The following is a 14830-nucleotide window of genomic DNA, read 5'->3' as shown; positions in this document are numbered from 1 at the left end:
TTTTACAGGTGGGAATCAAAAAAGCCTTAATCAGCGTATCAGACAAGACAGGAATCGTCGAGTTCGCGCGCCGCTTGTCCGAGCTGGGAATTGAAATCATTTCAACAGGCGGGACGGCCGGCATGCTGCGGGAGGCCGGGGTGCCGGTTACCGGGATATCAGACGTTACCGGATTCCCGGAGATTCTCGACGGACGCGTAAAGACTCTGCATCCTCACATTCACGGCGGCCTGTTGGCAGTGCGTGACGACGAGACCCACCGACGTCAGTTAGCCGATTTACACATTGAACCAATTGATTTAGTCGTCGTAAACCTTTATCCTTTTAAGCAGACAATTGCAAAGAAGGATGTCAGTTTTGCGGAAGCGATTGAAAACATAGACATCGGCGGACCCGCGATGCTTCGTTCGGCGGCAAAGAATCACGCTTTTGTCACGGTGGCGGTGGATGCGGCAGACTACGGCCAGATTCTGGATGAAATCGCAGCAACCGGGGACACCGCATTGGAAACGCGGCGCCGTTTGGCGGCCAAGGTATTCCGCCACACTGCAGCCTACGACGCGCTGATTTCCCGCTATTTAAGCGAACAGGTAGGCGAGTCGCTGCCGGAGAGCTACACCGTCACCTATGAACGGGCCCAGGCGCTGCGCTACGGGGAGAACCCCCATCAGCGTGCTGCTTTTTACCGGGATCCACTGGCGGAGGAAGGGACGATTGCGGCAGCCAAGCAGCTCCACGGAAAAGAGCTTTCTTACAACAACATCAATGACGCTGACGCTGCACTGGCCATCGTCCGGGAATTTTCCGAGCCGGCCGTCGTCGCCGTCAAACACACCAATCCATGCGGCGTCGGCGTCGGAGCGAGCATTGCAGAGGCCTACCGTAAGGCGTTTGAAGCAGATCCCGTCTCTATTTTTGGCGGGATTGTGGCTGCGAACCGACCGATCGACGAGGAGACGGCGCTGCTGCTCAAGGAGACCTTCCTGGAAATTATCTTGGCGCCTTCCTTTACCCCGGAAGCCCTCGCGATCTTGCAGCAGAAGAAGAACCTGCGTCTGCTGGTCTTGGGTGAAGGAAAAGCGAAGGAGCAGTCCCCGCTTGCAGCCGGTTTCCGCCTGACATCGGTCAAAGGAGGAGCGCTGGTTCAAGAGTACGATAGCAACCAGCAGTCCCAAGGCGATCTGAAGGTCGTCACCGAACGCTGTCCAAGCCCGGATGAACTGAGCCAACTGGCCTTCGCATGGAGCGTGGTAAAGCATGTCAAGTCGAACGCGATCGTGCTTGCCAAAGAGAATATGACGGTAGGGATTGGCGCCGGTCAGATGAACCGCGTCGGTTCGGCACAGATTGCCATCGAACAGGCGGGAGAAAAAAGCAGGGGGGCGGTACTCGCCTCGGACGCCTTTTTCCCGATGCCCGATACGGTCGAGGCAGCGGCAAAAGCCGGGGTGACAGCGATCATTCAACCGGGCGGCTCGGTACGGGATCAGGACTCGATCGACGCATGCAACCGGTTTGGCATCGCGATGGTCTTCACCGGTGTGCGCCATTTCAAGCATTAGAGAAGCTTCTTCTGTCGCGGTAAAATCATGAGCTCGAAAAAAGAGAGGCAACAAACTTTTCGAGCCACCTCACAAGGGAGAGAGATGGATGAACGTACTGGTGGTAGGAAGCGGCGGCCGTGAGCACGCCATTTTATGGAAGTTGGCACAAAGTCCGAAAGTAGAAAAGCTCTACTGTGCGCCAGGCAACGGCGGTACGGCACAGCTTGCCGTCAATGTGCCGATTCCCGTGCACGACTTCGCCGCTCTTGCCCAATTTGTCAAAGAAGAAGGCATTGATTTGACAGTAGTCGGCCCGGAAGGTCCGCTGCTGGCGGGAATTGTAGACTTCTTTCAACAGCGCAGTCTGCCCATCTTTGGACCGAGTGCGAAAGCGGCTATGATCGAGGGGAGCAAGTCTTTTGCCAAGTGCCTGATGAAGCGCTACGGGGTTCCGACAGCCCGTTACGAGTCGTTTATCGACTACCAGTCGGCATTGGCTTACGTTAAAGAGCAAGAGGTTCCGATCGTCATCAAGGCTGACGGGCTTGCAGCGGGCAAAGGTGTCGTCATTGCAGGCACCCAGGCCGAAGCGCAAGCGGCCCTGCATCAGATCATGCAAGGGTCTGAGTTTGGGCAGGCGGGATCGCGAGTGATCGTCGAGGAATACATGAGCGGCGAGGAGCTTACCCTGCTCGCTTTCGTCGACGGCGAGACAGTCAAGCCGATGATCACCTCGCAGGATCACAAAGCGGTCTACGATGGCGGCAAGGGACCCAATACGGGCGGAATGGGCAGTTATGCCCCGGTTCCGCACCTGTCCGGGAAGCTCGTTGACGAGATTGTCGAGACGATCGTCAAACCGATTGCTGCCGGCATGGTCAAGGAAGGGATTCCGTTCCGCGGCGTGCTCTATACCGGCCTGATGATTACAGCAGAAGGGCCCAAGGTGGTGGAGTTCAACGCCCGTTTTGGAGACCCGGAGACCCAGGCCGTTCTCCCCCTGCTCGAAACGGATCTCGTAGATATTTTGATCGCCGTCATAAATGGAGAGCTGTCTTCCATCGAGATCGCCTGGAAGCAGGAGAGCGCCGTATGCGTGGTGATGGCAGCACCGGGCTATCCGGGAAAATACCCAAAGGGAGCCGTGATCGAGGGGATCGGGGCCGAGACCGACGGGCAGGTGGTCTTTCACGCCGGAACGAAACAGACGGAAAAAGGCATGGTGACAGACGGCGGACGCGTTTTGGGAGTGACGGGGATCGCAGGGTCGCTCGCCGAAGCGCGGGATGCCGCCTATGCGGCAGTCGACCGCATTTCATTTGAAGGAAAGCATTTTCGCACGGATATCGCAGCTTCGGGGCTGCGCAAGCAACGGTAAAAAGGGTGGATCGCTGCATGAGCAGCGGTACCACCCCTTTTTTCGGCCGACGGAAAAAACTGCAGATAAGAACCGCGGCCACTGCGCAAAATTGAACGTTGCATCATTTTACATGGTGTGATAGCGTAAAGGTATACAACTTCACACGCAATCGACACGGGAGCTTGGGGAACCAGGCTGAGAGGATGGCTATGCTGCCGTCGACCGTCAAACCTGAACTGGATAATGCCAGCGGAGGAACGTACACGAACACATGACATGCATTGACGTATGTTCTTAACTGGCCGCTCTTGCTACCCAAGCAAGCGGTCTTTGCTTTTCTTTGTCGTGCCTCCGTCTGCATGTATCCGTCAAAAAATGCAGAGGAGGTATTTTTTATGAACAAAAATCAGCAAGCACGGCTTCAAGTCGCCACCCCGCGCAGCTATCCGGCGAGCAGAAAGGTATATGTAGAAGGCACAAGGCCGGACCTGCGCGTACCCATGCGTGAAGTGACGCTGCACCCGAGCAGAACGATGTCAGGCGAAGAGGTGCAAACCCCCCCTGTTCGCCTGTATGATACGAGCGGCGTCTATACGGATGAGACGGTGACAGTCGACATCCACAAGGGATTGGCGCCGCTGCGCAAGGCGTGGATTCTGGAGCGAAACGATACAATCGAGTACGAGGGGCAGCAGGGAAGGGCGCTCCGCGCCAAGCCGGGCAAGAATGTGACACAGATGCACTATGCCAGACAGGGCATCATCACGCCGGAAATGGAGTTTATCGCGATCCGCGAAGGAGTCGAGGCGGAATTCGTGCGCAAGGAAGTGGCTGAGGGGCGGGCGATCATTCCTTCGAACATTAACCATCCCGAGAGTGAGCCGATGATCATCGGCCGCAATTTCCACGTGAAAATCAACGCCAACATCGGCAATTCCTCCGTCACCTCTTCGATTGAGGAAGAAGTGGAGAAAATGGTCTGGGCCACCTACTGGGGGGCCGATACGATCATGGATTTGTCCACAGGCAAAAACATTCACGAAACACGCGAATGGATCATCCGCAATTCGCCGGTGCCGGTGGGAACCGTGCCGATTTATCAGGCGCTGGAGAAAGTGAATGGCGTCGTGGAGGACCTGACCTGGGAGATTTATCGCGACACGTTGATCGAGCAGGCAGAGCAGGGGGTCGACTACTTTACGATTCATGCGGGAGTGCTGCTGCGCCATATCCACTTGACAGCCAAACGGGTGACAGGCATCGTTTCCCGCGGCGGCTCGATTCTGGCGTCGTGGTGTCTGGCCCACCATCAGGAAAACTTCCTGTACACGCATTTTGAAGAGATCTGTGAAATCATGAAGGCATACGACATCTCCTTTTCGCTTGGCGACGGCTTGCGGCCCGGCTCGATCGCCGACGCCAATGACGAAGCGCAGTTCGCCGAGCTGGAGGTGCTGGGCGAGCTGACCAAAATCGCCTGGAAGCACGATGTGCAGGTGATGATCGAGGGGCCGGGTCATGTGCCGATGCACAAGATCAAGGAAAACGTGGATAAGCAGATGGAGATTTGCCAGGAGGCGCCGTTTTACACGCTTGGACCGCTGACGACCGACATTGCGCCGGGCTATGATCACATCACATCGGCGATCGGCGCTGCTATGATCGGCTGGTTTGGCACCGCCATGCTCTGCTATGTGACGCCGAAGGAGCATTTGGGCCTGCCGAATAAAAACGATGTGCGCGAAGGGATTATCGCCTACAAGATCGCCGCCCACGCCGCCGACCTGGCCAAAGGACATCCGCGGGCCCAGCAGCGGGACGACGCGCTGTCCAAAGCCAGATTCGAATTCCGCTGGCGCGACCAGTTCAACCTGTCGCTCGATCCGAGCCGCGCCGCCGAGTACCACGATGAGACACTGCCGGCAGAAGGGGCCAAGACCGCCCATTTTTGCTCCATGTGCGGTCCGAAGTTTTGCAGCATGAAAATTACCCAGGAGATTCGCGGGCGGCTCAGCGAAGAAGAGATGCGCGAGATCGAAGAAGGCTACAAGCAGAAGTCGCGCGAGTTCATCGAAGGAGGCAGCGTCATTTATAAATAAAAACCGGAAGAGAGCGCCCGAGCGGAGCAGGGACCGATGATCAGCAGCCTGTCCCGGGGCTGTGCAATGACGGTAAAAAAGGGGTGGATCGCTGCATTAGCGGTACCACCCCTTTTTTCGTCCAACGGCAAAGCCGTAGATCAGTACGGCAACCACAGCAACGATCAGGACAATCACAAACAAGTTGTGCGTGATCCATTCGTAAATCGGCGGCCCTACCATGCCCATCATTCAACACCTCCTATGGGTACATGGGATGCAGGTGTTCGCTCTGCCGGTAATCCTCTGAAGAGCGTCTTGCCGACGGGGCATGCTCCTGATGGTCAGACTCGCGGTGACGGGATTCCGTTCTTTCGTATTGTCTTTCCGCTTTGTGAGAGCCGGATGAATCGGTTTTTTCTTCGCCTTTGCCCGGGGTAATGCGGCTCAGGATGCTGCCGAGCTGCATTTGCCGCGGCTGGCGCGTATTGATGCCCATGGCCTTCAGCATCGGACAGTACCGGGTGACTCCTTCAGCCACCTTCATCGCGGAAAGCATCATGAGGATCCATGGAGTGCGGTGAGGCCGACGGGCCATTCTGCCCACCCCGTAAGCAAGGCCCAAAATTCCAAACATAATGCGCAGATACGCGTCAAGGGTACCGACGTTTTTTTGCATAAACTTTCCCTCCCTTTTTCAGTTAGTAGTTTGCACCCTAAAATAAAAAACAGCCAAGGGAATTTTTGTCTGTTCAAAATGCGAGAAAGTCGTTATGATGGAAGTGAAAAAGGCGGAATTGAAAAACTATTGCCTCTTGTCGTACGAGTTTGAAGCAGCAATGGCAAAGTCATTTTACGATATTACCGATTTCCGGGTAATTCGTTCCGGTTCTTCATTCAGGGTTGAAATGTTCAAAATAGCTGATGGATAAACTATTTTTTTCATACGTAAAAGTGTAAAAGATATGGTTTGTCCGCGATATTTCCATTTTAACTGGAAATTAATGTTATTACAAAAATAATTTTTCTCTTGTAAATTTTCTTATTTATTCTAAAATAAGTACAGAGCCTAGCTGCGTTTCGCCATAATGCGACTCTGGTCGCATAAGGGCAGAAGGGCGAAAATAAGCAATTGTAAAAAAACAGGGGGGAATCTACGGGCATGAAAAAACGGATGAAATTTGCATTTTTGGCCGGATTGCTGGCGCTGGGAACTGCGCTGGCCGGATGCGGCAACAGTGCGAGCAACACTGCCAGCAACAACAGTGGCGAGGCAGCGCCGCCGGCAAACAGCGGAAGCGGATCAGGCAGTGAAGCGTCAGCGGGGGAAAAGGCCGGAGGCAAAATCGTGATCGCTTCGATCGGACCGCTGTCCGGACCGAACTCGGCTTACGGTGAAACGGCAAAGGAGGGTGCCGAATACGCCCTAAGCAACAGGAAGGAAGATTTTAAAAAGCTCGGATTTGACCTTGAACTGCTCCCGCAGGACGATCAGGCAGATCCCAAGCAGGCAGTTGCTGCGGCGGAAGCGGCCATTACAAATAAAGACGTCCTGGCAGTCGTCGGCCACGTTACGACAGGTGCCGCTATTTCAGCTTCCGTAAAATACGATCAGGAAGGGTTGGCGATGGTCGCTCCTTCGGCAACCGGTATCCAGCTTACGGAAGAGGGCAAAAAGGTGGTCTTCCGCGTCTGTGCCCGTGACGACGCCCAGGGCTCGCAAGCGGCTGTCTACGCCAAAAACCAATTAAATGTGAAGAAGCTGTTTGTCCTGCATGACAAACAAGCGTACGGCCAGGGCTTGGCTGAACAGGTAAAAGCGCAGGTCGAAAAGGACGGCGGCGTTGAGCTCGTAGGTTACGAAGGCATCACTGCCGGCGAAAAAGACTACAGCGCCATCGTCAACCAGATTGTCGCCAAAAAGCCGGATTTGGTCTACTTCGGCGGCTACTACGCCGAAGGCGGGATCCTGATCAAGCAGCTTCGCGAGAAAGGCTACGAGGGCGGGTTCATGGGTGCTGACGGACTCGACTCCGACGAAATGGTGAAAATAGCCGGAAAAGCGGCTGACGGGGTTATCTATACCTCGACAGTCGGAGATGTAAGTGCGACTGAAGAAGGCAAGAAGTGGGTAGAAGAATTTGAAAAAAATACCGGTAAAAAGGTTGGTATTTTCACCTCTTTGGGCTATGACGCGATGAATACCGTGCTGCATGGGGTTGAAGAAGCGATCAAAGCCAACAACGGCAATAAGCCAACGCGCGAGCAGGTCGTTGAGGCGCTGAAGAAAGTAAACGACTTCCAAGGCAAGTTTATGAAAGTCGGATTTGATGAAAAAGGTGACAACTCATTTGCGCAAGTATTCGTCTACAAGTTTGAAAACGGTCAAAAGGTTTACGTAGGCCAAGTACAGCAATAAAAAACAAAAGAAAGCGGAGCTGAGCAGAGATGAGCAGAGCGAAGCAGAGCCGAATCAGCCTGCTGGCGGCGGCAGCCATCATGGGTTTGACCCTTGCCGGATGCGGCACCGTCGGCGGCGTAACCGAAAGCGGCACCGCGACGGCAGGGGCAGGGCCGGAGGCGACGGCACAGGCGGAAAATACGGCAGCGGGCAACAACAAGATCCTGGTCGCGACCCAGAGCCCGCTGTCCGGGCCGCTGTCCAATCTTGGCGATACGATCAAGAGCGGGGCTGAGTATGCAATCAAGCTAAAGCAGGAGGAGTTCAAACAACTGGGCTTTGACCTGCAGCTTTTCCCCCAGGACGACCAGGCCGATCCGAAGCAGGGCGTAGCCAATGCCGAACTGTTGATCGCCAATCCCGCCGTGCTGGGCGTAATCGGCCACCTGAATACAGGGGTGTCGATACCGGCTTCGGTCAAGTACGAATCTGCGCATCTGGTGATGATTTCCCCGACCAATACAGGTGTTCAGTTGACAGAGGAAGGGCGAAAGGTCGTTCACCGGATTTGCGCCCGGGACGATCAGCAAGGACCGAAAGCAGCCAAATACGCCCAAAAACAGCTCGGGGTAAAGAGTGTTTTTATCATCCATGACAAAACAGCCTACGGCCAAGGCTTGTCCGGCCAGGTGAAGGCGCAGTTTGAGCAGGATGGCGTGAAGGTGCTGGGCTATGAGGGGGTAACCCCGGGAGAAAAAGACTACAGCGCCATGCTGAATCAGGTCACTGCCAAAAAGCCTGACATGGTGTACATGGGGACAACCTATGCCGAAGCGGGCATATTGGTCAAACAGGGGCGAGACAAGGGCTTTGCCGGAATTTTCATGGGAGGCGATGCGATCGACTCTTCGGAGACGTATCGCATAGCAGGCCCAGCCATTGAAGGAGTCATATTTACTACTGCCGCAGGAGACGTAACACAGACCGAGCAGGGAAAACAGTGGGTTGCGGACTACGAAAAAACAATGGGCAAGAAGCCGGAAACGTATGCCGTATACGCTTTTGACTCGACGAATGTTCTGTTGAACGGCATATTGGAGGCCATGAAAGCAAACGGCGGGAAGAAGCCGAGCCGTGAGCAGGTTCTAGCGTCCGTGCATAAGACAAAAGATTTTCAAGGTGAATTCTCCAAGGTCAGCTTCGATGAAAAAGGGGATAACACGTTTGCCGATATTTTTGTTTACAAATACGGGAAAGAGAGAACCGCATATGTAGGCATCATAGACTAGGCTGACTGATTTTCCTGATTTGCTGATTTACTAATTTCATATAGAAATAGGGGGATTTACAAATGAAAAAGCGGACTCATCTAGGAATTCTCAGTGCAGTTCTAGCTGTCGGAATGGCCTTAGCCGGTTGCGGAGGAGGTGGTAGCAGCAGCGGTGGAGGCGGAAGCGAACCTGCTTCTTCTAGTGGAGGGGAGTCTTCCGCTTCATCAGGGGGAAGCGGCCAGGCGGCTTCGGGCGGCACGCTGGAGAAAATCCTGATTGCAACCCAGACTCCGCTGTCGGGACAGCAGTCAAACGTCGGCGATTCTTTGAAGACAGGTGCCGAATACGCTTTAAAACTGCAGCAGGATGAATTTAAAAAAATGGGCTTTGACCTGCAGTTGTTCCCTCAGGACGACCAAGCCGATCCGAAACAAGGGGTGACAAACGCGGAAATGCTCGTCTCCAACCCAGACGTGTTAGGGGTAGTGGGGCATTACAACACGGGCGTGTCCATTCCCGCTTCCGCGAAGTACGACTCGGCCAGCTTGGCGATGATCTCGCCGGGCAGTACCGGGGTTCAACTGACGGAGGAAGGAAGAAAGGCGGTTCACCGCATCTGTGCCCGTGACGACCAGCAGGGTCCGAAAGGCGCGAAGTACGCGATGGAAAAGCTTGGGGTCAAGTCAGTCTTCTTCATTCACGACAAGACCGCATACGGACAGGGGCTGGCCGATCAAGCGAAGGCCACCTTTGAAAAGGGCGGCGTTCAAGTGCTTGGGTACGACGGCATTACCCAGGGAGAAAAGGACTACAGCGCGGTTCTCAACCAAGCGGTTTCCAAAAAGCCGGATATGATTTACTTCGGAGGGATCTATCCGGAAGGCGGAATCCTCGCGAAACAAGCTCGCGACAAGGGCTTTGAGGGGTACTTCATGGGTGGAGACGGACTTGATTCGCCTGAATTGATCAAGATTGCCGGAGCGGCTGCGGAAGGAATCCTGTACACCTCGATCACCGGCGACATTTCCGGTACGGATGACGGGAAAAAGTGGCAGGAGGACTACAAGGCAGCAATGGGCAAGAACGCAGAAAACTACTCCGTCTACGGATTTGATGCGATGAACGTCATGCTGGACGGGCTGAAGAGGGCGATTGAAGCCAACGGAGGCAAGAAGCCAACGCGCGAACAAGTGTTGGAGGCCGTCCACAGCACGAAGGATTTCCAGGGAAAATTCATCAAAGTGACGTTTGATGAAAAAGGCGACAACGAATATGCCGACGTATTCATCTGGAAGGTAAACAACGGAAAAGCGGAGTACGTTGAAAGAGTTGAGTAAGCTGTTTGAACCCCTCTCAATAGAGATCAAGAGATCGGTCTCAAGAGGTTGATCCTAACTGGCAGAAGTACTTCGCTGCTTTTGTCAGCCAAAAAGCTATCTAGCAGATTACGTGAACATCGAGTGTTACTTCAATGAAAGCTTTTGCTTAGCCTCATCCATTTGGGGGCGACACGTCGGGTGTTCGCCCCTTCTTTTTGGAGATAGGATGGACTTGCCATACAAGTTAACAAAGGAGCGAGGGGGAACAAACAATGCTTAGCATGCTGCCACAAGTATTGATTGACGGTCTAACACTTGGTTTTATGTATGCCGTTGTAGCATTGGGTTATACGATGGTTTACGGGATTCTGGAATTTATCAACTTTGCCCACGGGGAAATTTTCATGGTGGGTGCGTTTGTCGGGACGGAAGTTCTGCTGATCACGGATTCACTCGGAGCATTGGAGGGAATGAATCCATTTGTCGCTTTCCTCATCACGCTGATCATATCGATGGCGATTACCGGCCTCTTGGGTATTACGATCGAACGTGTAGCCTATCGGCCGCTTCGTAACGCTCCCAGGCTCGTTCCACTCATTTCCGCAATTGGTGTTTCATTTTTGCTGCAGGACCTTGTCCGGTTTACGGAAGCAATCGCACGCAACGCATTTATCCTGAACGGTCCGCAATTATTTACCGGGAAATTTGACTTGGGGTTTGCACAAATCCCTTCAAAGTCGATTGTGATCATCGTCATCGCGATCGCAATGATGGTTGGTTTAAGTTTATTTATTAGCAAGTCGAAGTGGGGAATCGCCATGCGGGCCGTTTCGCAGGACCAATCGACGGCTTCGCTGATGACTATAAACGTAGACAAAGTAATTATGCTTACCTTTCTGATCGGCTCCAGCCTCGGTGGCGCCACTGGTGTTCTGTTCGCGCAAAACTACGGTTCGATTGACCCGTTCATCGGCTTTATTCTCGGGATGAAAGCTTTTACGGCTGCTGTTCTGGGCGGTATCGGAAACATCAAGGGGGCGATGTTTGGCGGGGTTGTCATCGGGCTGGTCGAGTCGCTTGCCGGCGCCTATATGGGACAGCTGACAAATGGCGCTTTCGGTGCGGAATACAAGGACGTCATCGCGTTTTCGATTTTGATTCTCGTGCTTCTGTTCAAACCGGAAGGCCTGTTTGGCGAAGCGGTAAAAGAGAAAGTGTAGGTGAGACAAAATGGCTAAAATACCAGTAAAAGGATTTTTTAAGGATCGGAAAATTCCGCTGTGGTTTACGATCGTTTGGGTCATCGCTTTTTCGATCGCCCTAAAAGTACTGGATCAGTCGGTTATCGCTTTTATGGGTGTGCTGTTTTCGATCATCTTCGTCTACTATACCGATTCGCCCAAATGGATGAGATTAGTGCTCGGCGGGGCTATCCTGCTGCTGATCATCCCGCTGGTAGCCGGTGAGAACCGCTACTACATGGAGGTTGCTTCGCAGGTAGGGATATACGTGGCGATGGCGCTCGGCCTCAACATCGTCGTCGGGTTTGCCGGCCTGCTCGACCTCGGCTATGTCGCTTTCTTTGCAGCCGGGGCTTACGCTTACGGGATTTTTGCAACGTCACAGGCGAATAACTTCATCGAGGGAAACCTGTTTCCGCTCAGCGGAGAATGGTTTTGGCCGTTTTTGCTCGTCGGTCTGCTCGTCGCCGCCTTGTTTGGAATCCTGCTGGGCTTGCCTGTGCTGCGGGTCAAAGGGGACTACCTGGCGATCGTAACGCTGGGCTTTGGAGAGATTATTCGAATCGTGTTCAACAACCTCGACAAGCCCGTCAACATTACAAACGGTCCGCAGGGACTTACCCCGATCGCCTCGCCGGAGCTGTTCGGCTTCGCGTTGAACAAGCCGTTTTACTTCTACTTTATCGTCTTGTTTTGTATTGCCTTGATCGTGCTGGCAAACGTCCGCTTTGAGCACTCCCGGTTGGGCCGGGCTTGGATCGCGATCAGGGAGGATGAACTGGCCGCCCAGTCGATGGGGATTTCCCTGTTGCACACGAAGCTGGCCGCCTTTGCCACCGGCGCTTCTTTTGCCGGGGTTGTCGGAGTCATATTCGCCGCCAAGCAGACATTTATCGACCCTACCTCGTTTACGCTGATGGAATCGTTTTCGATCCTTGTCATGGTCATCCTCGGCGGAATGGGCAGTATTCCCGGCGTCGTGCTCGGGGCTGCGTTCGTCACCGTCCTCCAAGTCCAATTGTTAAAGGAGTTCTCCAATTTCCTGCATTCACTGCAAGCAGCGGGCGTCATCAACCTGCCAAGCCAGTTGGATCCGTCAAAGTTCCAACGGCTTATCTTTGGCCTCTTGCTGGTACTTGTCGCCTTGTTCCGTCCCAATGGGCTCATCCCGGCGAAGCGGAATAAAAACGACATCGACGCCATTAAGAACAGCCCGTACGCCAGGGAAAAGCTTGGGATCTTGTCCAGAAGCGCAAGCGAGAAATAAGTCAGGGGAGGAATCGAAATGGCGATACTGGAAGCGAACGGCTTGACCAAACGGTTTGGCGGTCTGGTCGCAAATGAAGATGTGACGGTAAAGATCGAAGACGGTTCGATTACCGCTGTCATCGGCCCCAACGGTGCGGGGAAGACGACGTTTTTCAATATGATCACGGGCTTTTATGAGCCGGATGAGGGAGATATCCTGTTTGACGGGAAGAGCATCAAAGGGCTTAGGCCTGACAAAATCGCCGGGCGCGGGATTACCCGCACGTTTCAAAATATTCGCCTGTTTAAACAGATGACGGCTCTGGAGAATGTCATGGTGGGCGTTCACAGCCGTTTGTCGGCCGGGATACTGGGTATTTTGTTCAATCTAAAACGGGTGCGGCAGGAGGAAGAGCGCTCCCGGGTGGAAGCCTATCAACTGCTAGAGTACGTAGGCATTGCCGATGTGGCGAACGAAGCGGCAGGAAGCCTTCCCTACGGGATTCAGCGCCGCCTGGAGATCGCCCGGGCACTCGCCACCAATCCCAAAATCATTCTGCTCGACGAACCGGCAGCCGGCATGAACCCGAGGGAAACGGTTGAGATGACAGACTTTATCCGCAAGCTCCGCAACGAACTTGGCCTGACGATCATCCTGATCGAGCACGACATGAAGCTGGTCATGGGACTGAGCGAGTACATCCACGTTCTGGATTACGGCCGTAAAATTGCGGAAGGCACACCTGACGAAATCCGCAATAATCAACGAGTGATCGAAGCATACCTCGGCAAGAGCACTTCGGAAGCGTCGTAAGGGGGGAAAAGCGATGGCACTGTTAGAATTGCAAAATGTACACACCTATTACGGCGGGATCCACGCTCTAAAGGGGCTGAGCATAAAAGTAGAGCCGGGGGAGATCGTTACCTTGATCGGTTCGAACGGAGCCGGCAAGTCAACCACCCTCAAAACGATATGCGGCCAAGCGCGTGCCCGCGAAGGAAAGGTGCTGTTTAACGGCAAGGAAATCACCCAATTAAAAACCCACGAAATTGCCGCCTCGGGGATCGCACATGTTCCGGAAGGGCGCCGCATTTTTCCGAAGCTTACCGTAAAGGAAAACCTGGAGATGGGCGCTTTCGGGGTAAAGGATAAAAAAGTCATCGACGAAGGCTTTGAACTTGCTTTTCACTACTTTCCCCGGCTGAAAGAGAGGATCAATCAGAAGGGCGGAACGATGTCCGGAGGCGAACAGCAGATGCTGGCGATCGCCCGCGGGTTGATGATGCGGCCGAAAATTTTGATGCTGGACGAGCCTTCGATGGGTTTGGCGCCCATTTTGGTCGAACAAATTTTCCACATCATCACCGAGATGAACCAGGAAGGCATGACGATCCTGCTGGTCGAACAAAACGCCAACCAGGCGCTTTCGGTGGCGAATCGGGGCTATGTCATTCAGACGGGAGAAATCATCCTGCAGGAAGAAGCGAAGGCGTTGCTCTCCAATCCGCAGGTGCGCGAAGCTTATCTGGCATAATCGACAGGAAAAACCGATGAATCCGCCGAGATTCATCGGTTTTTTTGGGCGACAAAAGGGTTTCTGCTCAATTGTCCACTTTCAGATTGCTGCGCAGCTGCAGCAAATCGGATACAGTGACAAAGCTGTAGCCCCTCCGCGTCAGCTCAGGCAGGATCTGTTCCAGTGCCTTGATCGTCTGTTCCCGTTTGCCGCCGTGATCGTGAAACAGGACGATATCTCCTTTTCGGGCGTTGTTCAGCACTTTGCCCACGATTCGTTTGACCCCCGGATTTCTCCAGTCGCGCGTATCCTGATGCCATGACCACATCACAACCAGGTAATCCAGCTCTTTGGCGCTGTTGATGATGGTTTCGTTGTAGATGCCGCCGGGGGGACGGAAGAGACGCGGGCGCAGATTGGTCGCTTTGACGATGGCGTCTTCGGCCAGTTTTATCTCTTTTTTGATGGAGTCCGGCGTCATCCGAGTGAAGTATTTATGGTTGTATGTGTGGTTGGCGACTTCATGCCCTTCTGTTATTTCCCGCCGTACCAGCTCCGGGTACTTGTTTACACGCGAGCCGACGACAAAAAATGTCGCTTTCGCATCGTACTTCTTCAGCAGATCCAACATTCGCGGCGTATATTCGGGACTGGGCCCGTCATCGAAAGTCAGGGCGATCACCTTTTGGTTTGTCGGCACCTCCCAGACGGCTTCTCCGCGCTCTTCGAAGTACTTGCGATTTTTTTCCCGCGTATAGGCGGTCTCTGTACCAAGGGAGAAGAGGATGGCCAGAACAGCAGTGGATAGTATTGCCTTGCGAATGAATAATTTCATGCCTGCCTCCTTCACG

Annotated in this window: 13 protein-coding genes; 10 read left to right on the top strand and 3 right to left on the bottom strand. The window is 53.8% G+C overall.

What is annotated here, in order from left to right:
• Nucleotides 1-8 precede the first annotated feature (8 nt).
• From purH to thiC, 3 genes are all read left to right on the top strand, one after another.
• A complete protein-coding gene (gene purH / locus HGBM_RS13895; protein ID WP_026074411.1) occupies nt 9-1562 on the top strand; it encodes a bifunctional phosphoribosylaminoimidazolecarboxamide formyltransferase/IMP cyclohydrolase in 1554 nt (517 codons plus the stop codon).
• Between the two features lie 88 nt (nt 1563-1650).
• Complete coding sequence (purD, locus tag HGBM_RS13890; RefSeq protein ID WP_019121717.1) at nt 1651-2922, top strand: phosphoribosylamine--glycine ligase; 1272 nt, start codon at nt 1651-1653, stop codon at nt 2920-2922.
• Nucleotides 2923-3299: 377 nt separating this feature from the next.
• Entirely contained in the window at nt 3300-5003 is a 1704-nt protein-coding gene (gene thiC / locus HGBM_RS13885) for a phosphomethylpyrimidine synthase ThiC (protein ID WP_019121716.1), read from the top strand.
• A 96-nt stretch (nt 5004-5099) separates the two neighbouring features.
• On the opposite strand, the gene HGBM_RS32100 is transcribed toward thiC, so the two are convergent.
• Together HGBM_RS32100 and HGBM_RS29625 are read right to left on the bottom strand one after the other, a co-directional pair.
• Complete coding sequence (locus tag HGBM_RS32100; RefSeq protein ID WP_019121715.1) at nt 5100-5234, bottom strand: EYxxD motif small membrane protein; 135 nt, start codon at nt 5232-5234, stop codon at nt 5100-5102.
• Between the two features lie 10 nt (nt 5235-5244).
• Nucleotides 5245-5661, bottom strand: a complete 417-nt coding sequence (locus HGBM_RS29625; RefSeq protein ID WP_019121714.1) for a YgaP family membrane protein — start codon at nt 5659-5661, stop codon at nt 5245-5247.
• Between the two features lie 483 nt (nt 5662-6144).
• On the opposite strand from HGBM_RS29625, the gene HGBM_RS13865 reads away from it, so the two are divergent.
• The 7 genes from HGBM_RS13865 (at nt 6145) to HGBM_RS13835 (ending at nt 13997) form a co-directional block, all read left to right on the top strand.
• Entirely contained in the window at nt 6145-7401 is a 1257-nt protein-coding gene (locus HGBM_RS13865; protein ID WP_019121712.1) for a branched-chain amino acid ABC transporter substrate-binding protein, read from the top strand.
• Between the two features lie 29 nt (nt 7402-7430).
• Nucleotides 7431-8672, top strand: coding sequence for a branched-chain amino acid ABC transporter substrate-binding protein (locus HGBM_RS13860; protein ID WP_019121711.1), 1242 nt, complete (start codon nt 7431-7433; stop codon nt 8670-8672).
• A 62-nt stretch (nt 8673-8734) separates the two neighbouring features.
• Nucleotides 8735-9991 (top strand): branched-chain amino acid ABC transporter substrate-binding protein, encoded by a 1257-nt coding sequence (locus HGBM_RS13855; protein WP_019121710.1) that lies wholly within the window; start codon nt 8735-8737, stop codon nt 9989-9991.
• A 254-nt stretch (nt 9992-10245) separates the two neighbouring features.
• The gene (locus tag HGBM_RS13850) at nt 10246-11193 is read left to right on the top strand and encodes a branched-chain amino acid ABC transporter permease (RefSeq protein ID WP_019121709.1); all 948 of its coding nucleotides are present in this window, start codon (nt 10246-10248) and stop codon (nt 11191-11193) included.
• A 10-nt stretch (nt 11194-11203) separates the two neighbouring features.
• Nucleotides 11204-12481, top strand: a complete 1278-nt coding sequence (locus tag HGBM_RS13845) for a branched-chain amino acid ABC transporter permease (protein WP_019121708.1) — start codon at nt 11204-11206, stop codon at nt 12479-12481.
• A gap of 18 nt (nt 12482-12499) precedes the next feature.
• Nucleotides 12500-13276 (top strand): ABC transporter ATP-binding protein, encoded by a 777-nt coding sequence (locus HGBM_RS13840; protein ID WP_019121707.1) that lies wholly within the window; start codon nt 12500-12502, stop codon nt 13274-13276.
• Nucleotides 13277-13289: 13 nt separating this feature from the next.
• Nucleotides 13290-13997, top strand: a complete 708-nt coding sequence (locus tag HGBM_RS13835; RefSeq protein WP_019121706.1) for an ABC transporter ATP-binding protein — start codon at nt 13290-13292, stop codon at nt 13995-13997.
• A gap of 67 nt (nt 13998-14064) precedes the next feature.
• Here HGBM_RS13835 and HGBM_RS13830 read toward each other — a convergent pair whose 3' ends face one another.
• Entirely contained in the window at nt 14065-14814 is a 750-nt protein-coding gene (locus HGBM_RS13830) for a polysaccharide deacetylase family protein (RefSeq protein WP_019121705.1), read from the bottom strand.
• Nucleotides 14815-14830 lie beyond the last annotated feature (16 nt).

The sequence above is a fragment of the Brevibacillus massiliensis genome, assembly GCF_000311785.1.
GTDB lineage: Bacteria > Bacillota > Bacilli > Brevibacillales > Brevibacillaceae > Brevibacillus_C > Brevibacillus_C massiliensis.
The sequence above is the reverse complement of the archived record's forward strand: the minus strand, read 5'-3'. Positions and strand labels throughout refer to the sequence as shown.

Excerpts from the sequence above, each read along its gene's own strand:
- thiC (WP_019121716.1), top strand. The coding sequence starts at position 3,300 with ATGAACAAAAATCAGCAAGCACGGCTTCAAGTCGCCACCCCGCGCAGC.
- HGBM_RS13865 (WP_019121712.1), top strand. The coding sequence starts at position 6,145 with ATGAAAAAACGGATGAAATTTGCATTTTTGGCCGGATTGCTGGCGCTG.
- purD (WP_019121717.1), top strand. The coding sequence starts at position 1,651 with ATGAACGTACTGGTGGTAGGAAGCGGCGGCCGTGAGCACGCCATTTTA.
- HGBM_RS13860 (WP_019121711.1), top strand. The coding sequence starts at position 7,431 with ATGAGCAGAGCGAAGCAGAGCCGAATCAGCCTGCTGGCGGCGGCAGCC.
- HGBM_RS13830 (WP_019121705.1), bottom strand. The coding sequence starts at position 14,814 with ATGAAATTATTCATTCGCAAGGCAATACTATCCACTGCTGTTCTGGCC.
- HGBM_RS13835 (WP_019121706.1), top strand. The coding sequence starts at position 13,290 with ATGGCACTGTTAGAATTGCAAAATGTACACACCTATTACGGCGGGATC.
- HGBM_RS29625 (WP_019121714.1), bottom strand. The coding sequence starts at position 5,661 with ATGCAAAAAAACGTCGGTACCCTTGACGCGTATCTGCGCATTATGTTT.
- HGBM_RS13845 (WP_019121708.1), top strand. The coding sequence starts at position 11,204 with ATGGCTAAAATACCAGTAAAAGGATTTTTTAAGGATCGGAAAATTCCG.
- HGBM_RS32100 (WP_019121715.1), bottom strand. The coding sequence starts at position 5,234 with ATGATGGGCATGGTAGGGCCGCCGATTTACGAATGGATCACGCACAAC.
- HGBM_RS13855 (WP_019121710.1), top strand. The coding sequence starts at position 8,735 with ATGAAAAAGCGGACTCATCTAGGAATTCTCAGTGCAGTTCTAGCTGTC.
- HGBM_RS13840 (WP_019121707.1), top strand. The coding sequence starts at position 12,500 with ATGGCGATACTGGAAGCGAACGGCTTGACCAAACGGTTTGGCGGTCTG.
- HGBM_RS13850 (WP_019121709.1), top strand. The coding sequence starts at position 10,246 with ATGCTTAGCATGCTGCCACAAGTATTGATTGACGGTCTAACACTTGGT.